The organism is Solibacillus ferritrahens, from assembly GCF_037027585.1.
Lineage (GTDB): Bacteria > Bacillota > Bacilli > Bacillales_A > Planococcaceae > Solibacillus > Solibacillus ferritrahens.
Window position 1 is genome coordinate 154,253 of record NZ_JAXCLE010000001.1, and the last position, 21,221, is coordinate 175,473.

A 21,221-nucleotide genomic window follows, 5' to 3' on the forward strand; every position below is an offset into this window, starting at 1 on the left:
TAAAGAATCGCGCCCAAATGTTGCATAAGAGTGGCATCAGATTTAACCAGTTAGTGTCCTGACGCACAAAGATGTTCCTAAATACGATTTTGAGAACGGGGTTGGAATATAATTAATGTTACCAACATTAGCGCTTAAGTAACTTTAAAAAAGCATCTAAAAACTGCTTGGGAATGAATTTTACTTTAATTTAACAGGAAGTGTATAATTGAATTATTAGAATCTTTTTAACACGGAGGTGGTAAAATATGAATTTTCCAAGACTTTCTCAAATACGACTCCCAAAATTAATATTACACTCGTTGCTTTTAGTCATCGCTTTTACACTACTATCTATAATTACCCAAGGCTTGATTAAGTGGATATTTAATATAAATTTCTCTTCAGTAAATGAACCTACTACTATCTTAGTTTTGATTTGGATGTACTTTGCTATTCAGAATAAAAAATATCAGAAAGACGTTTAGGTTAAATGGGCATAACGCCATAATTTTGAGAATAGCTTATGCATCTCATAGTAGATTAATTCTCTCATTCTTTAGAACTTTTAATTTCAAACTCCTCGTAATTTTCACCCCATGATACTGTAATTATACCAACTTCGCTTCCTTCTAAAGTAGAAGCATTGAGACCACCAGCACTTCCAATATTTAAAGAGTTACTTACATCCTCAACTTTTAAAGTTTGTGAACCACTTTTTTGTCCAATTTTATAAGTAACTTCAATTACTTCTCCATCTTGTAGTTTCTCAATTTCGCCTATATAGTTTATTCTCATCTCATTTTCGCTCCGATTGTCACCATTTTGGAGATAGTTGACTTTATACTTATAAACTACCTTCCAATTATCACCTTCTCCAACATACTCATAGCTTCTAATATCATCATTGCACCCCGATAAAAGAACTACACAAAAGAACATACATATAAGTTTTTTCACTATTCCTTCCCCCTACCTATCGTTAGCACAAAGCAATAAATTATCAAATCTCCATTACCGCTTTTAAACCTTTTCGACTTTTTTTCAAATAAAAATATAACGTTAAGGGGTCACTACCGAAAAGCGCCCGAATGTCCCTTAAGCGTAAACGTTCTATTACTACAGCCTCGATGGATGCTATCAATTACCTTGGGCATTCATCCAACCCGTGCTTTGTCCTGAGCATAAACTAGTCAAATGTCTAATTTCAAAAGGAGTAGATCTTGACTTATGCGAAATATGGAACAAACACCTTTCTATGGTCAGAATACTAGGGGGCTCGATAATTGTATATATCGTTTCACATATATGTGGCTTCGAAACGGAGATAATTTCTGGTTCTTTTTAACATCCGTTGGCCATGAAAGGGCTTATGGCTATAGGTTTTTCGGTGGAAGATGGAATGAATATTCAATAGCTTTAAGAGATATTGTTTCCTTCCATTGCTCTCCTCCGACTCCTACTCTATATTAAATTTAGAAACGCAATATTCAATGTCCGCGAGTCCCTCAATCAACTATAAAACGTTAATCATTCCGGTTAGCGTTTTTTAATCCTCTACCTCTCTTTTTTTCTAAATAGAGAAACTAACATAACAGCTACGATGATTAGATAAATAGCTACAAACACACTATCAATGATTACTGATGTATTTAATAGAACTTGATCTTCGCCTTCCATATACCCAATTACCTTGAACACAGGTGGGAAGATCCAAATAATCCATTTAAAAAACGAAGATATCTCGATAATTGATTTTGAGGAGAGTGAAACTACGATTATTAATACAGAAGAAAGCCAGGCATATTTTTTTGTAGCAAGTTTTGTAGCCGAAAATAGGGTTCCAACTAATATCCCAAATGTCATAAAGGCTAAATGGCTGTAAAATGCATAAACATATAGCTTAAGTGACATATCCCCTTTAAAACTTTCTGTAAAGATCGGGTAAAAAATTGCAAATAAAAGTAAAGGCATCATTATTACTAGAATAGTTAGCCATTTGCCAAATAAGTAACTCACCTTTCTCTTTAGATGTGAGATTAAAATATGCTTTTCACTCTCTTCATCCAACGTAAAAATAGACATTGTAATCCATGTCATGATTAAGTACATTGCAATTGAAGATGCACCGTAACTACTGAGGATCGGTACATTTTTATAGGCATATAAAATAAACACCCATACAAAAAAAATAGCAAAGGGAGGGATAAATTTTAATGAACGTACAAAGCTTATCAATTGGTAACGGATAAATGCTGACAAATTACTACCTCTTCTCTGTTAGTTCTAATATCGAGCATCCTCTATTAAGCAATATAGCCAATACCTTATCAGACTCTTTAGTTGAAACAATTATTTCAACAGAATTCATCCCTATAACTTTGTATTTAATAGAAGGAATATCTTCAATTATCTCCCTAGCAGGGATTTTCGCCCTTATACAAATAAATTTCTCCTTATTGCCCTTCACAGTAGAATCAGAGACAATTCTTCCACTTTCTACAGTTAAAACTCTATTTGCTATTCTTTCAATTAGTAGTGGCTCATGAGCAGTAAAAATAATCGTTTTATCTCCTGAAAGTAAACTTAGCTGATTAGTAAGCTCAATTTTTGCTTTATCATCCAACCCAGTAAGCGGCTCATCCAGTAATAATAAATCAGGGTTCTTCAGCAATGCCTGGATAATTCCAGCTTTCTGCTTTGTCCCTTTTGAACAATGATTTAAAGGGGTCGTTAGAAATTCTGTAATGGAAAATAACTCAGCATAATTCGCAATTCTTTTAAACATTTCTTCATCTGATTTATTAGTCATTTTCCCCATTAAAATTAAATAGTCCTGTAATTTGAACCTTATACTTTCTGGAAAATGTTCAGGTACATATCCTATGTTATTTTGAAATCTTTTCACTTTCCCGGCAGTTTCTTCATATATACCACCAATGAGTTTTAAAAGGCTGCTTTTCCCGGATCCATTATTTCCGGTGATTGCTACCTTCTCACCTTTTGAAATGCTTAAAGAGACTTCTTTAAGAATCATGATTCCGTCAATCTGCTTGCATGCTTGATTTGCCTCGAATATGTTCATGAATAACCACTTCCATCTCCCCACATTTTTCTTGCTGAAATTCGGTAAAGACATTCACATTAAAGTTGCCTTACATAGATAGTGGAACATTTCTTCAATTATACAATAATTTCCACATTAATTTATCATTATAATTGAACAACATGCAAATTAATTAACAAACCCCGTAAGTATAAATAATTGGCCATACAAAAGACACGAACATTGTTAAATCAACGTTCGTGCCTTTCTGGTCTCGTGCACCTACTATGTGTCTTTACAAAAACATCCGAATAATTGAACCATTACTCTCTTTTATTTCTGCTGGGGTACCTGTTGCGATGATGTTGCCACCTTTTGCACCGCCTTCAGGACCGATTTCAATAATCCAGTCCGCTGCACGTATAACTTGTTCGTTATGTTCGACGACGATTACTGTATTACCTGCATCGACAATACGCTGCAGGAGCACTAAATAAGTGTCACTTCCAATATTTCATCTTTAAAACGTTTGCCGTTACATGCAGTGTTGACCACCTTTGTTTTCAAACGATTGCGTCCCTTCAATTTGCGAATATGCTTGCTGGCAACTCGCGCACACACGCTGACCAATTTTTTCAAACATGACACGTAGATCCGTATACATATTCGTCAGCGTACCGACAGTCGAACGAGGATTTTTATTTGTATGATGCTGATTAATTTGAATCGCTGGTGACAAATTCGTAATCGCATCGACACCTGGCTTTTGAATACCCTGATAGCCCGTCGCCTCTAAATACTGTCGCTGACACTCCTGATAAAGTGTATCGAGCAGCAATGTCGATTTCCCCGAACCTGACACACCCGTTATACAAACCAATTTGTTCCTCGGAATTTGTAATGATATATTTTTCAAATTTCCTTCATAAGCGTTTTCAATTGAAATAAATTGCTCCATCTTATCACCCTCAACTATTCGTATAATCTGTTTCCAGTATACTTTAATAACTATGGCTGGTGCTTTAGTGGAGGGTTTTGCATTTTCATTGAAATAAAAAAGAAGCTCCTTATAAAAGAAGCTTCTTTTCAATCTATTTAAACCTGTATTACACCTAATAAAACTGCGATAAATAGTAATGTAATACTTAATCCCCACATCCAGAAGAATGAGTATTTTAAGTGTTTGCCCATTTCCAGACCTGATAGACCAAGTGCTAGCCATACTGCTGGTGCAAGTGGAGAAACGAATGTTCCGACAATGTTACCGATAATCATCGCATACGCTGTCGATAACGAATCGATGCCATACGTTAGGCCAATCTGATCTACGACTGGGAACAAGGCAAAGTAATAGGCATCTGTGCTCAACAGCAAATCAAATGGTACGCCAAGTACACCGATAATAATATGTAAATATTGAGCTAAAAAGCTTGGCAGGATATTTACGGCATTATTCGCAATCGCTGTTAACATACCTGTACCATTTAAAATTCCTAAAAACAGCCCGGCAGCAATGATGATCGAAGCCATTGTTAAGGCGTTCGATGCGTGTGCCTGAATGCGTCCCATTTGTTCTTTCGGTGTACGGTAATTAAGTGGTAACGCGATTGCCACACCGATTAAGAACGCCAAGCCAGCCGGTAAAAGTCCTGACATAAGTATAGCTAGAACAACAATAGCTAAAATAGCATTTGCCCAAATTAGCTTTGGACGTTTCAATGATTCATCTACTTCATTGTTAAGAATACTGTTACTTAAATCAAAGTTTAACGTTTGTCCTGTTTGCGCTCGTTTGGCAATCAGGCGTTTTTCACGGAAGCCCATAAATACAGCAAGTAGTAGCATTAACACAACACCGATCACCTGAATCTTGATTAACGGATGCCAAAGCTCTGTTACATCTGTATCAAGAACGGAAGCAACACGCCCTAATGGACCACCCCACGGAATCATATTAATAATGGCTGCAGAACCAGCGACTAATAATAAAAGTAAGTACGGATTCATGCCAAGTCGAACATAAAGTGGCAATAATGCTGTAATCGAAATTAAAAATGTAGAAGCACCTGAACCATCTAGCTGGGCAATGACAGCAACAATAACCGTTACGATCGCAACAAGCACGACATTTCCTTTTGATAGCGCTACCATTTTATTGATAATTGGTTCGAATAACCCGACATCCTGCATTATCCCGAAAAAGATAATTGCAAAAATAAACATAATCGCAACACTAATTACGGAGTCAATCCCATCCCCGAAAAACACCCCTAAATCATCAAACGAATAGCCTGCAATAAACATTGCAATGACAGGTGGAATAACCATTGCAACAATTGGTGATACACGCCCACTAATTAACAGCGCGACAATAACTAAAATCGTTATAATTCCTATAATACTTAACATAAAACAACCCCCATTGCTTATAATTGTAATAATTTTATGACAATTATGTGTATGGGGGAATAATGTGATCATTTATTCAATAAAAACAATAAAGCTAATTTTGTTCATAAGTTTCACACAAGACATAATTACGTTCCGGACGACCGACTGTTCCATAGAGCAGCTGCGTTGCAAGCACATTCATTTCTACTAAATATTCTAAATAGCGACGGGCAGTGGAACGGCTGGTCCCAATCACTTCACTTAACTGAGTAGCTGTTAACGTTGTGTATTTTTGCTCCTTAAATAATTGAATAACCTGCTCGAGCGTATATGTATCAATTCCTTTAGGCAATGTCTTTTCTGTCGCAGTATTATCTTTCCGGTAAAAAAGTGCATCCAAATCGTTCTGTGTAAAGTGTGCTTTCTTTTGAAATGCGGTGCGTGTCAGTTGAAGCTGCCGAAACGCTTTTTGCAGTCTCGCTTCATCGAACGGCTTCACAATATAATCAAATATCCCGTACGAAAATAATGCTGCCACATGTTCACGCTCGGCTGCTGCTGTCACCATGATAATGTAGATACTCGGAAAATGAGCCCTTACATAGGCAACGAGATCATAGCCTTTGACATCCGGAATATATAAATCCATCAAAAGAACGGTTGGGGGTGCTGCTGTCTGTGTTAGCGCATCGATTAAAGATGCACCGCTTAAAAATTGCTGTACTTGTGCTTCCGGCTGAATCGCTTTTATATAATCGGCATGGATCGCCGCAATGCGAAAATCATCTTCAATTAACCAAATCTCCATTGGATCCCTTCCTTTGTAAAATGATTAAAAAGCAAGCTCCGCCTAAATCGCTTTCTTCCAATAATAATGAGCCCCCTACCTTTTGGAGTGCCTGCTCACTAATTGCTAAGCCGTACCCGTGATCATAGCCATCCTTTGTCGTATAGCCGAGTGTAAAAATTTGCTCTGCTGTTTCTTCATCAATGCCCGGCCCGTTATCATGCACCTCAATAATCAGTTCATGACTATATTGGTGAATAAAAAGGTTAATTTGCTTATCGGCTATGTTCGTATTATGTAACGCATCCATTGCATTTTGAAGCACATTGCCTAACGCAGTTAATAATGCATCTACTTCTTCATCTTGATAATCGATTACATCATCCTGAGATTCAATCTTTATCGTAATACCGCGCTCCTTGGCCTCGGAAATTTTCCCCTCTAATAATGCTTGTATAAGGATAGAAGGTTGGGCTGAAAGTACTTGCTGCTGTTTTGTTGTATCCTGCTGCTCCTGCCTAATATAGTGAATTGCTTCTTCAATATGGTCTTGCTTAATTAACCCAAGGATTACATGTAGTTTATTAGCAAACTCATGGGTTTTTGCACGCTGCATTTGTGCCTGCTGCTTCACAAGTGTCAGCTCATTAATCACGGTCTCATACTCAAGCTTTGCACGCAATATATATAAATAGCCGAGCTGTTTATCATGCTTTAACGGTGCTTTTGAAATAATCATCTCCTGCTGCTGCAAAGGGATTTCCAGAGCACGAATCACCTCTTCCTTAAACAGCCGCTCAGGAAGTACCTTATGCAGTGATATCCCTTCTGCCAGTTCCGAAATAAGCTCCTTCGCCCGTGAATTACTAATTACAACATCATTATTCAGTGTTGTTAATATAATACCATCCGTCGTTTCCTCTAATATTGTATGATAGGCCGAATAAAGCTTGGCAATTTGCGCAGGCTGCATCCCGAGCAATTGCTCCTTTACATAAAGCGATAGCAAAACAGCACAAATAATACCGAAAACCGCGACGAGAAGCGTTATTTGAAGCCATCCACTAAAAGCCGTATCAATTGTTCCCTGGATATCCTTCGTTAAAAATCCGACCGACACAATCCCAACTACTTTGTCATCTATAATAACAGGTACCTTTCCACGGATCGACTCTCCTAGTGAACCTGTTGTTACCGAAACAATTGGCTCTTTGTTAATTAGTGCCGAATCATTGTCCCCTCCAACCATCGACTGACCAATCTTTTGGGGGTCAGGATGAGTATACCGAATCCCTTGTTCATTCCCAATCACAACAAAACTGGCACCGATCTGCTGCCTTATATCTTCTGCGATTGGCTGAAGAATGGAAGAGGGGTCTTCTGTAGAAAATGTGGAAACGATATCCGGACGTTCAGCAATTAAATACGCACTCGTTAACGCTTTTTCCCCCATCTCCTCTAGTATCGATTCATCCAAATGATGATTGATTAGTAATAAAAACAGCACACAAATCGCAAATATAATCCCGCTAATCGTAATAATGAGCCTTGCCGTTAAAGATTGTCTTAGGCGAGTTACCAAGGTTCCGCCCCCTTTCAAGTGTTTTTACTATTTTAACATGGGAGTATTGGGGAATTAATCAATATTACCGTAACTTAATTTCATTATAATACTGAAATGAATTATTTAAATTTGTATTTGTCCCACTAAGAGAGTAAAATATTACTATAACAAACTCCCCAGAAATATTACTTAATAACCAACAAGTTGTCCAATATATAAAAGAAGGAGTTTAAAGTAATGAATATTACTCGAATTTCAAAATATGTTCTTTCCTTTTTCTTTGTATTAGCACTGATTTTTTTAGGTTTCAATACAACACCACTTGCGACAAACGAAAATAATGATCACGATGTTATACAATCCATTAATCAATACCTACGATCAGATTATGTAGCTATGTATGATTATGATAATGAGTACGACATTGAAAGTGAATTGTTAAAAATCCAACAGTTGCGGGAGGATTTAACAAATGCTACTGGATTGGATTATAAACTGCTTCAACAAGCTCAGACAATGCTCGTACAATTAAACAGCGCTATTTATAACAGAAGCTTATATAAAGCCGATTTCTACGTTGATGCTTATTTATCGACACTATATGAAACTGAGCATGCACAAAGCCATTATAGTGACTGGAGCCTGTATACAATGCCTTTTGAGGAGAACCAGCAGATGGACACAGAGCTATGGAATGAGCTTACCGAACAGGAAAAATTAAGCTTCATTCTTTCCATGAAATCGATTTTACTAAATCAGGAATCTGTACAATACATGCCATCTACATTTTATGTATTGGAAAAACTAGAGCAATCATCCCACGATAACATTGCGAACTACACTGTAAAAACTTTGCACTTCCATTAAATTTACCGGAAAAATAAAAAGACTGCGCTAATAGTCAAATTGACTTTTAGCACAGTCTTTCTTCGTTTAGTCGTTGTAAGGCGCATACCCGTAACGTATTTTATCTTACTTTCTGAGCACGGTGTGATGCCGCTGCGCCAGCTAATTTCCCAAATACCGAACCAGACATTAACCCTGATCCACCTGGGTAATTTTCATAGAAAATCCCACCAATCATTTCTCCAGCCGCATATAAGCCTTCAATTGGTTCATTTGATGTATTTAATACTTCACCTTCTGGAGTTGTCGCTAATCCCCAGAATGAGAATGTAATACCGCAAGTAACCGGATAAGCATAGAAAGGTCCTTCACTTATTGTTTGTGCCCAGTTCGATTTCGGTGGTGTAATCCCTTTTGTACTTTTCCCGTCTTTATCAGAAGGATTAAATTCCCCTTCTTGAACAGCTGCGTTATATTCATTAATTGTTTGCAAAAACTGTTCTTTATTAATATCCAATTGATCCGCAAGAGCTTCCAGTGTAGGTGCTTCAGCGACTGTCGCTTCTTCCAGATTATACTCCGCACGTAAAATCGGACGAACTTTTGCATCATAAATCTGGTAGGCAATATTATTAGGTTGCTTTAATATTTCCTTACCATATTTTGCGTATGTGTAGTTACGGAAATCTGCACCTTCATCTACAAAACGGTTCCCTTCCACGTTCACCATCACGCTATACGGGTAGGAGTGTTTCTTAAAGATATCACCTGGTTTTTGGAAATCTCCAACTCGTGGTGCATTGGCATCTGTCCCAATTGCATGACAGCCATTTACTTGACCATATGTTTGGGCTCCGATGGATACCGCCATATCGATTCCATCACCCGTGTTAAATTCAGTTCCTCTAACTAATGCCTCATCCCACTCTTCGCCTAATGCTTCGGCACGTTTCTTTTTGTTCGCTTCAATACTACCGCAAGCTAAAACAACACTTTCGCATTCAATTGTTTTAAGCTCATCTTTTGTTTGAACTTCGATAGCTGTAACGACCTTATTTTCCGTTACAATATTCGTTGCTGCACTTTCATACCATACATCAATACCTAATTCTTCGCAGCGCTTAAATAAACTTCTCATTAAACCAATGCCTTTATCGACCGTTTTAATCGGCAGACCGCCCCAGAAATGAATTTCCCCTTCTTTTTCAAAAGATTGGTTCGCATAGTTTAATTCAAACTCTACGCCATGCTTTTTCATCCATTCAATCGTTGGGAGCGATTGATCCACCAATTGACGAATCAGCTCCGGTTTACTTTGATTTTTTGAAACGCGCATAATATCATCATAAAAATCCTGCGCGGCATAAACTGGCATATTAATTTTATTAATTGTTTCCTCATCTAAATCAATTACTTTAGTAATCGACTCTAAATCCTGATAGGCTACACGGATTGCACCATCTGTAAAGAAGGAATTTCCCCCTCGCTTTTCAAACGGACCTTTTTCTAGTACGAGCACCGAGCTTCCCTGCTCCTTTGCAGAAATCGCTGCACATAATGCCGCATTTCCTGCACCTACAACTACTACATCATATTTTGACATCAGACATATCCCCTTTTCCATTTGTTAGCTTTACTATAAAAAACATGTTGAAATAAATGAAATATTTTATTTTTAGTAATTACCATAAAATCTTTTTATCACTTAAGTAATTTCCATTTTAAAATCGGTAAGATGAGAATATAGATAAATAGCATTCGAAATAACTGAAAAATAGTGACCTGTGTGGCATCGGCTTGTAAGGCTGTGGCGATCAGTCCCATTTGATCCATACCACCTGGGGCAGTACTTAAATAGCTTGTAGCAAAATCCATATCAAATAAGAACACCATTCCTTCAGCAATTAAAAAAGTTACGAATAATAGTAAAACTGCGCTGCTTATACCACCTATTAATACACGTATCGGTAAACGTAAAGATTGCGGATGTAAAAGTAACCCGATATACGCCCCAATACAAAGCTGTGCGATATGCAATAAATTATTATCTAGTGGGGATATTTCTACATTGAATAAACTTAAAAGTAACCCGATAATAACAGGCGTTAAAAAATGCGGTACAGGTAATTTTAATTTTTTCCCAACCGGTAACAACATAAAGCCCAGTAAAATTAATAGGGTACTTTGCAATAAACTGGCTGAGCCTGTTTCAATTTTTTCAGGCACTTTACCTGTTAATGAAACAATAATTGGAATTAAACCGACTACAAAAAGTACGCGTATGACATGAAAGAACGTTACAACAGCTACGTCGATATCTTCCTGTTCTTCTGCAAAAACAACTAATTGAGATAAACCACCAGGAATGCTCGCTGTTAAAGCTGTGGCTAATGGTATATTTGCCCACCTTTGCAATGAGTATGCTAACGCAAGGCAAAATACACTTAAAGCGATGTTAAGAACTAACATAAAAAACAGTGTATCTTTCATGGCAACTAAAATATTAAACGTGAAAAGCTGGCCAATCGCAGTTCCTACTATAACTAAACCAATATTGCGCATGATGATTGGCCATTTCATCGGAAGTTTCCAAAGCAACTGTGTGAACAATACACCAAATAAAGAGCCTAACATCCAGGGCATTGGGAAGTTGATTAAGTGAAAAATGGTGACCCCAACTATTGCTACAATTATCACTGTAACAATAGGGGAAATTGTGCGCATAAAATCCCCCCTAAACTTAAACACTAATCGCTCCTGTAATGACTGCAACGACAATGAGGAAAACAGATGTTAAAAAGCACCAAAGAAATGCATATTTTTGATATTCTCCCAATTCCTTTGAAATCATCCCGACTAGCAAAAATGTCGAAGCCACTAATGGACTCAAAAGATGTACTGGTTGACCAAGCACAGAGGCACGCGCGATTTCAATCGGTTCAACCCCAAATGATATAGCCGTTTCCGCCAACACAGGCAGCACTCCAAAATAATAAGCATCATTAGACATAATAAACGTGAAAGCTATGCTTGTAATACCTACTATTAAAGGCAATTGTGAACCTAAAGATTCCGGTATTAATGAAATGAGAGCTGTTGACATAGCGGTTACCATACCTGTTCCTGATAGAACCCCAGTAAAAACGCCTGCAGCAAAAACTAGTGCTGTTACAATCAATGCATTTCCTGCATGCTTCATGATGATTTCTTTTTGTACAGTATTTTTTGGGAAGTTAATCATTAATGCAATAGCAAACCCAAAAATGAAAATAACAGATGGCGGCCATATGCCTTTTACTAGAATTACCATGACTACAGCTGTTAATACGAGGTTCGACCACCAACGAATTCGAGATGGCTTACCTACACTTTCTTCACCTGTATTAATAATGTGATCAATCGCAATCACATGAACCCCTACACGTTTACGTTCCTTCTTCCCTAAAAAATAAGCTACTATAAGTACCCATATTGCCCCAACAACCATTAATGGAATCAATGGAACAAAAAATTCCGTGGGGTCTACTCCGGTTGCCACAATGGCTCTTGTTGCAGGACCTCCCCAAGGTGTCATCGCACTCATAACACTTAAAGAGAGCATAGCGATAGTTGCCAATATCAATGGATTCATACCAATTTTCAAATATAATGGCAGTAAAGCAGAAACTGTAATCATGTACGTTGTTGTACCGTCTCCATCTAATGCAACTGCAAGTGCTAATGCAGCTGTTCCCATCGCAATTTTTACTGGATCTCCTTTGACAATCGTTAAAAGCCTTCGTATAAATGGATCAAATAATCCCGCATCAATCATTACCCCAAAATATAAAATGGCGAATAATAATAATGCAGCAGTTGATGATACTTGTTTCATCCCATCCAACATCATATCGCCAAGAGTTGAAGCAAATCCTGCAATTATAGCGAATACAATAGGAACTGTTATTAATGCTACTATTGGTGACAAACGATTGCTCATAATGAGATAGGTAAATAGAATAATCATTATAAAGCCTAAGCTGGCTATCATATACCTCCCCCGTTCTTATTAATTTGTAAGCGGTTTACTATCCCCATTTTCAGAATATATGATATATTCAAATAAATAAAATAGATAGTTTTGAGCGCTACCGATAAAAAATTTTTATCTCAAGTAAAAACGAAGGAGATTTTCATGAATATAAATGACTGCCAATTATTAATAGATTTATATAAAACCAAAAATATTACACATACCGCCAGCAATCTCTATACATCCCAACCCGCACTCACTTACCGGATTAAACAACTCGAGAAAAAATATAAAATAGAATTAATTGTGCGTGGCTCAAAAGGAATCGATTTTACGGAGGAAGGCCGGATTTTATATGAACATGCTAAACAAATTTTACATAACGAAAAATTGCTAGTTGATCAATTAGCGAATTTAACCGTAGATACACAGGGAACGATCTCTATTGGCGCTTCCGGACTGTTCTCGTTATATCAACTCCCGAAAATATTGAATGATTTTAAAGAGCTTTATCCGAATATTTATATACAACTAAAAACTGGCTGGAGCAGTGAAATTAAAGAAGCACTTAATGCAGAGGAAATTCACTTAGCAATTATTCGCGGGGATTATTCATTGAATGCAAAAAAATATATACTCTGTACAGAGGAATTATATGTCGTATCGAAAACGCCTTTTAAAAAAGAAGATATCCCGAACTTACCGTTTATCACTTATAAAACGGATATTTCGTTAAGCCTTATGATCGATAAATGGTGGCGCACTTATTTTCAGCAGCCTATACGTCCTAGTATTGAAACCGATCAGGCTGCTACGTGCAAAGAGATGGTGAAATATAATCTCGGCATTGCCGTATTGCCCGGAATCAGTATAGAAGGAGAAGATTTATTTAAAATTTCATTGAACGATTTTGGAGAAGATATTTATTATAGAGAGACGAGTTTATTTTATAACCCCTATGTCGAGAAGCTAAGACATGTTAATTTATTTTTGGATTTTTTAAAGGGGCATTATAGTATATAACGGCAGGCTGGAGTGCTGTAATATTCTGCTATTTATAAAGGGGGTTCTTATGAAAAAAATTAGCATTATTGCTTTAGTAGTTATTATTTGTATAGGATTGTTTGTTTTTTTTAATGGAGAAATTGGTGAAAGTACTGAGGAAGCAAGAATATCTACATTAGGTGGATTTAGTGCTGAGTATGATGATTTCGCATTTTTTTCATTAGCAGTTATGGACGAGGGGAGAAATAATATTATTGATATTGAATTAACTCATGATATTCGGAAAACCTTAACTAAGAATTTAAAAATGCAACACGCAGAAAAGAATCCAAGTCCGGAACGTCCGACTACATTTATAGGCTCATTAACTTTTACAGATAATAATGGTTTTATGACAGAAATCCTAATTTATGAGGATGAATCGAATCATACATATATCAACTTCCCTTCAAATTTTGAGAACTATGATAAATTTTATGCATTAACAACGGATCATTTCTCTGATCTCTTTTTACAATTGAATGAAAGTCAGTGAGTACAAAAGCTGAGACTGGGACATAACCCAAAAATGCCATTATTCTCCTTGAGGAAAATGGCATTTTTTCGCTGGCATAAAAAATTGATTTCCATTCCGGGACGCTTTCCGCGGGCACGGCCTAAGCCTGTAGTCTCAGGCGTCGGTGCTCCTGCGGTTACTCGTCGCAAAATAAATTTTGCTTTTCCCGCAGGAAGCTTTGCTTGTAGCGAAAGGCGTTAGCCGTCAGCTACACTCGCCCTCCATTCCAATCAATTTTTAAAGTATCCGTTTCTTAATAAGAGTCTTTTCCTTATCCAATGAAATTTCTACTTCTGTCCCACCACCGGCTTTTTTTCAAATACACCACTTATTTCCCCCAAAACAAGTACCTATTTCTAATTGTTTCATATGATTTATATGAAAGGGGGCGAAGGTTATCGTCTATACGGAAATGATTGATCTTCAAGGTCATTTATTTACTGCAGTTACCGTTAATTTGCCTAAGACAACACTGCTGACGATTTCGAATGAACATGGGTACATTATGTGTGGCGCGCTCGATGTCGGACTTTTAAATGAAAAATTAGCCGATCGCAAAATTATTGCTGGTCGTGCAGTTGGTGTTAGAACGATTGATGATTTACTTAAAGCGCCATTAGAATCCATCACATACGAAGCAAAAGCGTACGGCATCGAAGAAGGTATGACTGGCGAAGAGGCTTTATTAAAAATGATTTAATTGGTTGATAGCCAAATACGGGAGCTACCAGCCCATACAAAAAACCGCTCTTTCAATTTATCGAAAAAGCGGTCTATCTATTTTTATATTTAAATTGCTCGGTTATAATAAGAAGCTTTTGTTCCTTTACTTCTTTTGACGGCTAGAAGCTCCTCTAATTTCTGAATATATTCATGATCAGTTGATATTCTTGTAAGGCTTGTTAATAAATAGGGTCTTAATCCGGAATTGATTTTTTGGAACCGTGCAAGATTGATCAAATACTTGGCCATCTTAAATGACTTTAAGTGGGTATGTCCATTTTTGAATTCCTTCTTTGTATTAACTACCATAAATTCTTGCTTTCGCCCTTTATAAAAAGGAATAATAATGAACTCATCTTTTTTGAAAATTTGATTCATATTATCTCACCCTTTTCTCGAATATATTCAAAACGATCTTTCACATATGGAGAAATATCAACCTTGCTTCCCTTTAACCCACGACCGCCTCTCCTCTTTTTTGTCCTTATCTCTCCTTACCCTAATTATCGATAACTATATTCCAACTTGAATGGAAAAATAACTCTTTTTACAATTATTAACAACACCTTTATATTCTCTTACCACACTATAATCCTAAAAGCTGCTTTTTCTTTGCTTCGAATTCTTCGGGTGTTATAATTCCAGCATCTAATAGTTCTTTATATTTTATGATCTCTTCGGCATTTGATATAGGTACAGGGACTGATGTGGGATCATTTTTGTTACTTGTTTTTAATTTATCCAGTACTTCATGAATGGCATTATTTATTGCTGTTGCAGATTCGCTACCTAGACCAACCTCAAATTTTTCCTGAGGTGTATCGATTGTTAAAATACCAAAGACCATCCCTTTTTCGAAAGAGATATCATTAATCCTTTCATGGTTAACTGCTTTAAATTTTTCACCTGTTATGGATTTTTGTCCGAATAGGATTCGCTTGTTCGTAATCGCATATGCATAATTACTATCATGCTTTGTGACCGATTTATAATTGTGCAACCCTATAAATGTCATCAATACTTTTTCATCACCGATTAAATTATCCTGCAATATTTTAAAATGTTTTACTCCCCATTTTTGATTAAAGCCCGAACCGAATTTGTTATCTACACAGTACTGGTACATACTCTCTGCTCGTGACATCGGATCATCACCAAGCTTGTCTTCTTTTTCCTGAATAATGGCCTTCACTTCTTCAACCGTAACTTTGTTCACATTAATACGGGTTGCTCCGCCAGCTTCCTTTAAGCAGCTCGGACAAATCCACGCATTTGATTTTTTTAATTTAAATCGATTTAATCCAACTTGTTGTTCACACACACCACAAGTCGCTTTTAAGTCAAAGAAACCCATTCAATCATCTCCCGCTAAGTTATATTGCTAATATATTAACCAAATTCCAGCTATCTATGAAGATGGTTATTGTTAACGGAATTCCCCATGAAAAAATGGTAGCATCTTGAATGGATGCTACCGGTTTTTCTTATTACTAGCTGCTCTTTTCACAATATTTTAATGGGAGAAATTCTTTTTTTCCCTTATTTAACTATAAAACAGTGGTTGAACAGCAAATAGCGGGATTTTCTCCGCTTATTTTTGGTGAGTAGGCAAGTTCATGTAATTGGTTTTAATAAATAACGGAAGGAATTTCCCTTATTTTTAGTTTCTTTTGAAAATCAGCCTAAATAACGGAAGAAATTTCCGTTATTTACCTATAAATCTTGAAAATGTGTGACTTTTCCATCGATAAGGGAAAAATTTCCCCTTATTTAACCCCAAAACAGTGGTCAACTAGCAAATAACAGGAATTTCTCCGCTTATTTTATTGGTCACAAACAGAAAACAAACCGCCCCTCACTATTAAAAGGGGCAATTCGTTTTCTTCTATTTAATTCACCGCTGCCTCAACTAACGGTGCAGTCCCCACCGGCTCTGCTTTTCGGAAAATGTATCTGCCTTTTGTCTTCGGTTCCACAACCTCACCGTTCTTTGCGATCACTTCCCCGCGGCGAATTGTCATTACCGGCCAGCCTTGGATGTCGCGGCCTTCATAAATCGTGTAGTCTGAATTGATTGGAATAGTATTCGCATCGATTGTTAGCTTCTTCTCTAAATCCACTAGCACTAAATCTGCATCCGAGCCGATTTCGATCGTTCCTTTTTGAGGATACATGCCATATGTTTTGGCTGTATTCGCAGCTGTCAGCTCTGCAATTTTTTCCAATGGCAGTCCATGCTTGAAATGGCCTTCGCTTAGCATTAACGGAAACATGAATTCTGCCCCACCAAATCCTAATACCGTTTTATCAATATCATAGCCATTCTTAAATTTATCCTTCCAGAAAATCGATACGTGGTCAGTCCCGACAAACTTCACAATCCCTTTTTTAATGCCTTCCCATAACAGCTCATTATCTTCCTTATATCGCAGCGGTGGCTTCACAATTGCCCCTAAGCCTTTCTTATTGTCTACCGTTTCGAGTAAGTAGTGTGGACATGTTTCCACATTGACAATATCCGGATTGAAATGCGTCATTTTTTCCAATGCCTGCATACTTGTACCGGCACTCATATGCACGACTGTAATTTTTGCATCATAGTGCAGTGCCAGTGTCGCACAGCGGACAACCGATTCCGTCTCGACAATATCAGGATTATACTTTTCAAAGAAAATCAGTTCATTCCGATCGGGTACATCTACATACTTTTTCGTATAATGTTTGCCCATATCAACGTTTTCGCAATGAATGGCCAAGATAAGATCTTTTGAAATACTGTTCATCTCAGCGAAAATATCTAATAAAAGCTCATCATCCAATAAGCGGTCCGTGCCAAAGCGGCTTTGCTCCTGACCCCGGTAGCCTAAATATAATTTAAAGGAAGTGGAACCAAATTCATTCACATAGGACCGCATTTCCTCCAAATGCTTGTTCGTCATAATACCTAGGTGGAAGCAGAAATCAATGATGCTTTCGTTTTCCCCAATCCCGATTTCCGTTGGCAGCTGGTCTTTATATGATTGGGAGCTGCGCATAAAGTTAATGACTGACGTTACCCCACCAATGGCAGAAGAACGCGAAGTTTTGTAATAGTCCTCCGCTAAGCTCCCGTAAACGCCATAATGACTATGACCATCGATTGCGCCCGGGAAAATATGCTTGCCAGTTGCATCAATAATTTCGGCATTGTGCTCATTTAAATCGTTGCCAATTGCTACAATGATTCCATCCTCTATCATGATATCTGCTCTTTTTACACCTTCATACGGAATAACTAAATTTCCACCTTTTACAATCGTCTTCATACTCATTCCTCCTTAAGTTTAGGCAACATCACGCTTTTCCTGCACTTCCACCGACTTCGCCTGTGATGTTGGTACTCTTGTCCAAAAAGCTGCAAATACAGCACTCAATGTAATCATCGTTGTAATGATAAATGCCAACTGGAATCCATTTGTAATAAATACTAAGCCGTTTACCGAAACGTTCGCTGCAGCACCGGCATACACCGCTTCCTTTAAATCTCCCGGAACAGCTGATACGACAATCATTAACGCTAACGCCGTGCTCAGTACCCCACCCATATTTTGTAGCATCGATCGTAGTCCGTTTGCGACACCTGTTGAATGACTCGGGACACTCATCATAATTAACTGTGTATTCGGGGTCATAAAAATACCCGACCCAAACCCAATCAAGAACTGCCCGATCATTAATGCGGTAAACGAACTTGCCACATTCATGTTTAGTGCCAGTAAGCTCATTCCGATCGTTGAAATGAAAAGGCCTGCTGTCGTTAACATTCTTGTTCGTATGTAACAGCTTAGCCTTCCGATCAGTAGCGATGCGACGACTGTGCCTCCCGTCATCGGCAATACCCATAAGCCTGCCTGAAAAGCATTCGCCCCGTAAACGATTTGGAAAAATAATGCCATCAGCAGAACAACCGATGACCGCGCAAGCGAATTTAAAAATGTCGTCATATTCGCCATTGAAAAGGTTTGTTGACGAAATAATGCAAAGTTCACAACGGGCATTTTCGCCTTTCGTTCCACAAAATAAAATACAATGGCTAGTAGTACGAAAATCGTAATCCCCGTAATAACCGATATATGTGTCCAACCAAGTTCACTGCTGCTCGATATCCCGTAAATTAATCCGCCTAAACCTGCTAATATAAGTAAGCTTCCATAATAGTCGAACGTTATTTTCGACTGCTTCACTACATTTTTCGGTAGCATCCATATTGCTAAAACCGTACCGCTAATACCGATTGGGATATTGAACCAGAACATCCATTGCCAGTTAAACATATAGGTGAAGTATCCGCCTACAACCGGTCCGATGAGCTGCGCAATCGAAGAAACGACTACATTAATTCCGAGCGCTGAACTTAATTTTTCCGTTTTAAATGCAGATACAATCATCGGTGTCGTATTCGTTATGACAAGCGCCCCGCTAATTCCTTGCAGTGCCCTTAACACAATCAGCATGCCAACATCTGTTGCATATCCGCATAGAAGGCTGAAAATAGTGAAGCTCCCAATGCCGATAATATAAAGCCTTTTACGTCCGAATAAATCCGCGACCTTCCCAAAAACTAGTATGAAGACCGTATTGAATAGCATGTATGACAGCAATATCCAGCTTGCTTCTAAAGAAGATGCCTGGAAATGCGTTGTGATCGAGGGAAGCGCTACATTTAACGTACTCATATTCATCATGACTAGCAGAACACCTAAGCTCGTTATCATCAGTACTTTCCAAGGATTAAACTTGTCCCCCATACACATCTACTCCATTCTCATGATCCCATTACTCAGAAGCTATAATCAGTTGGATGTAGCCCATTTTTTCGGAGATTTCGACAGAAGCCTTTAATAATGACTGAATCATCTGCTCCTGCTTGACCCCCATCCGCGCTACCGGACCAGAAATCGATAATCCTCCAATGATCTGGTGCTTGTTGTCAAAGATCGGGGATGAAATCGATAGCAGCCCTTCAATCCGCTCGCTTAAACTGATCGCATAGCCATCGTTACGAATTTGCCGGGCTTGCTCCAACAGAACTTCCTGCCGACTGAAATCAAGTGCCTCCTGCTGCATCACCATTTTTTGCTCATCATTCGATAAATAGCTGAACAACAGCTTTCCGGAAGCCCCGTAACAAAGTGCACTACGTCCCCCGACTTTCACAAAGTTTCGGATTTGCTGACTGCTTTCCACCTTTTCAATACAGACACGGTTGTAGCCATCGAGTACGTTTAGACTCACCGTTTCCAACGTTTCCTCATTAAGCGCCCTCATAACCGGGAGCGCCAGTTGCCTTAAATCAATCGTCGCCGCATAGGCATTCCCTAGCTCAAATACTTTAAAGCCTAATTGATAAAGCTGCGTTAAGCTGTCCTGCTCGATAAAGCGCTGCGATTTTAATGTGTGCAAAATCCGGACTACTGTACTTTTAGGAAGCAATAATTTTTCTGAAATCTCTTTAACGGATAAACTTTTCTCTTCGATTGTGAAACAAGATAAAATTTGCAAAGCTCTTTCTACTGATTGAACGTTTGAAGTTTGTTGCCTCATCCCACAACCTCCATTCAAATAGTTATCTGACGGCCGTCTTTAAGTTAAGCAAGTACTCTTTAATATCCTCGGTCGGGACAACGTCACAATATTTCATCCATAAATCCAATAAAGCTGCTTTATGGGACAGTTCAATCCGGTCATATACCGCGTCTTCTACAATCGCCACATTGAAATTATGTGTAACAGCATCGACAATCGTTGCCCGGACACAGCCACCAGTTGAGCCACCGACAACAATTAACGAATCGACACCTAACTTCACAAGATAGCTAATTAACGGTGTACCGAAAAATGCACTGGCATAGCTTTTGTCCACGACGATATCTTTATCAGAAGGCAATAGTTCATCAATAATCATCGTCCCCGGCATGCCATCCACATAATTGGAATTATCGCGATTTGCCTTTAAAGCAAAGGAATCAAACTGAACTGATTTTTTCTGCACATTTCGCGTGTAAATTGTCGGGATACCCACTTCATCTGCCAATGCCTTTAAGAGCTTCACGTTTTCAAGTGTTGCCCATGCTTTTTCACCGCCACCGCTCGGATACTTATGCAGCTGCTCTTCAATCGGCACATTTTCTCCCATATAGTTATATTGCGGATCAATGATTAATAGCAGCGGGCTTTTGCCTAGCCCTCTCGACTTTCCGTAGCCGCCTCTTTCTATCACCAATTTATCCGTTTCTGAAAGTAGTTCATCCCAAATTCTTGTCATCGTCAATT

The 21,221-nt window shown here is 38.1% G+C and carries 21 protein-coding genes; 4 read left to right on the forward strand and 17 right to left on the reverse strand.

The genetic code is table 11. From position 1 onward, the window contains the following. Positions 1-531: 531 nt before the first annotated feature. The 8 genes from SNE38_RS00750 to SNE38_RS00785 all read right to left on the reverse strand — a co-directional run bounded on the left by SNE38_RS00750 (position 532) and on the right by SNE38_RS00785 (position 7,785). Positions 532-939, reverse strand: coding sequence for a hypothetical protein (locus SNE38_RS00750; RefSeq protein WP_336045655.1), 408 nt, complete (start codon positions 937-939; stop codon positions 532-534). Between the two features lie 597 nt (positions 940-1,536). Then, complete coding sequence (locus SNE38_RS00755; protein WP_336045656.1) at positions 1,537-2,241, reverse strand: hypothetical protein; 705 nt, start codon at positions 2,239-2,241, stop codon at positions 1,537-1,539. Positions 2,242-2,245: 4 nt separating this feature from the next. Then, a complete protein-coding gene (locus SNE38_RS00760; RefSeq protein ID WP_191703732.1) occupies positions 2,246-3,064 on the reverse strand; it encodes an ATP-binding cassette domain-containing protein in 819 nt (272 codons plus the stop codon). A gap of 256 nt (positions 3,065-3,320) precedes the next feature. After that, positions 3,321-3,515: a hypothetical protein gene (locus SNE38_RS00765; protein WP_191703731.1), complete on the reverse strand. Its 195-nt coding sequence runs from the start codon at positions 3,513-3,515 to the stop codon at positions 3,321-3,323. A 45-nt stretch (positions 3,516-3,560) separates the two neighbouring features. Further along, complete coding sequence (locus SNE38_RS00770) at positions 3,561-3,983, reverse strand: ATP-binding cassette domain-containing protein (RefSeq protein ID WP_191703730.1); 423 nt, start codon at positions 3,981-3,983, stop codon at positions 3,561-3,563. 137 nt (positions 3,984-4,120) lie between these two features. Next, positions 4,121-5,434 (reverse strand): CitMHS family transporter, encoded by a 1,314-nt coding sequence (locus SNE38_RS00775; protein ID WP_191703729.1) that lies wholly within the window; start codon positions 5,432-5,434, stop codon positions 4,121-4,123. A 94-nt stretch (positions 5,435-5,528) separates the two neighbouring features. Continuing rightward, positions 5,529-6,224 (reverse strand): response regulator, encoded by a 696-nt coding sequence (locus SNE38_RS00780; RefSeq protein ID WP_191703728.1) that lies wholly within the window; start codon positions 6,222-6,224, stop codon positions 5,529-5,531. Then, entirely contained in the window at positions 6,205-7,785 is a 1,581-nt protein-coding gene (locus SNE38_RS00785) for a sensor histidine kinase (protein WP_336045657.1), read from the reverse strand. Before SNE38_RS00785 ends, SNE38_RS00780 begins: the two co-directional genes overlap by 20 nt. A gap of 219 nt (positions 7,786-8,004) precedes the next feature. Between SNE38_RS00785 and SNE38_RS00790 the strand changes: the two genes are divergently transcribed. After that, complete coding sequence (locus tag SNE38_RS00790) at positions 8,005-8,634, forward strand: D-alanine--D-alanine ligase (protein ID WP_336045658.1); 630 nt, start codon at positions 8,005-8,007, stop codon at positions 8,632-8,634. A 100-nt stretch (positions 8,635-8,734) separates the two neighbouring features. Here SNE38_RS00790 and tcuA read toward each other — a convergent pair whose 3' ends face one another. The 3 genes from tcuA to SNE38_RS00805 all read right to left on the reverse strand — a co-directional run bounded on the left by tcuA (position 8,735) and on the right by SNE38_RS00805 (position 12,643). Next, positions 8,735-10,216: an FAD-dependent tricarballylate dehydrogenase TcuA gene (gene tcuA, locus SNE38_RS00795; protein ID WP_336045659.1), complete on the reverse strand. Its 1,482-nt coding sequence runs from the start codon at positions 10,214-10,216 to the stop codon at positions 8,735-8,737. Between the two features lie 98 nt (positions 10,217-10,314). Next, entirely contained in the window at positions 10,315-11,337 is a 1,023-nt protein-coding gene (locus SNE38_RS00800) for an AbrB family transcriptional regulator (protein ID WP_225223758.1), read from the reverse strand. 16 nt (positions 11,338-11,353) lie between these two features. Beyond that, positions 11,354-12,643 (reverse strand): CitMHS family transporter, encoded by a 1,290-nt coding sequence (locus tag SNE38_RS00805; RefSeq protein ID WP_336045660.1) that lies wholly within the window; start codon positions 12,641-12,643, stop codon positions 11,354-11,356. Between the two features lie 144 nt (positions 12,644-12,787). Here SNE38_RS00805 and SNE38_RS00810 point away from each other — a divergent pair, with 144 nt between their 5' ends. From SNE38_RS00810 to SNE38_RS00820, 3 genes are all read left to right on the forward strand, one after another. Beyond that, entirely contained in the window at positions 12,788-13,648 is an 861-nt protein-coding gene (locus SNE38_RS00810) for a LysR family transcriptional regulator (protein ID WP_191703722.1), read from the forward strand. A gap of 49 nt (positions 13,649-13,697) precedes the next feature. Beyond that, positions 13,698-14,165, forward strand: a complete 468-nt coding sequence (locus SNE38_RS00815; protein WP_336045661.1) for a hypothetical protein — start codon at positions 13,698-13,700, stop codon at positions 14,163-14,165. Between the two features lie 433 nt (positions 14,166-14,598). Beyond that, positions 14,599-14,886: a YunC family protein gene (locus tag SNE38_RS00820; RefSeq protein ID WP_191703720.1), complete on the forward strand. Its 288-nt coding sequence runs from the start codon at positions 14,599-14,601 to the stop codon at positions 14,884-14,886. Positions 14,887-14,975: 89 nt separating this feature from the next. Here the strand turns inward: SNE38_RS00820 and SNE38_RS00825 are convergent, their stop codons facing one another. The 6 genes from SNE38_RS00825 to SNE38_RS00850 form a co-directional block, all read right to left on the reverse strand. Then, positions 14,976-15,287 carry a hypothetical protein gene (locus SNE38_RS00825; RefSeq protein ID WP_191699728.1) on the reverse strand — a complete coding sequence of 104 codons (312 nt, stop codon included), beginning with the start codon at positions 15,285-15,287 and terminating at the stop codon, positions 14,976-14,978. 208 nt (positions 15,288-15,495) lie between these two features. After that, the gene (locus tag SNE38_RS00830; protein ID WP_191703719.1) at positions 15,496-16,263 is read right to left on the reverse strand and encodes a PH domain-containing protein; all 768 of its coding nucleotides are present in this window, start codon (positions 16,261-16,263) and stop codon (positions 15,496-15,498) included. A gap of 535 nt (positions 16,264-16,798) precedes the next feature. Then, positions 16,799-18,214 carry a dihydroorotase gene (locus SNE38_RS00835; protein WP_191703718.1) on the reverse strand — a complete coding sequence of 472 codons (1,416 nt, stop codon included), beginning with the start codon at positions 18,212-18,214 and terminating at the stop codon, positions 16,799-16,801. 18 nt (positions 18,215-18,232) lie between these two features. Then, a complete protein-coding gene (locus SNE38_RS00840; protein ID WP_191703717.1) occupies positions 18,233-19,696 on the reverse strand; it encodes an MFS transporter in 1,464 nt (487 codons plus the stop codon). Between the two features lie 28 nt (positions 19,697-19,724). Beyond that, the gene (locus tag SNE38_RS00845) at positions 19,725-20,492 is read right to left on the reverse strand and encodes an IclR family transcriptional regulator (RefSeq protein ID WP_191703716.1); all 768 of its coding nucleotides are present in this window, start codon (positions 20,490-20,492) and stop codon (positions 19,725-19,727) included. Positions 20,493-20,514: 22 nt separating this feature from the next. Next, complete coding sequence (locus SNE38_RS00850) at positions 20,515-21,213, reverse strand: isochorismatase family protein (RefSeq protein WP_191703715.1); 699 nt, start codon at positions 21,211-21,213, stop codon at positions 20,515-20,517. Positions 21,214-21,221 lie beyond the last annotated feature (8 nt).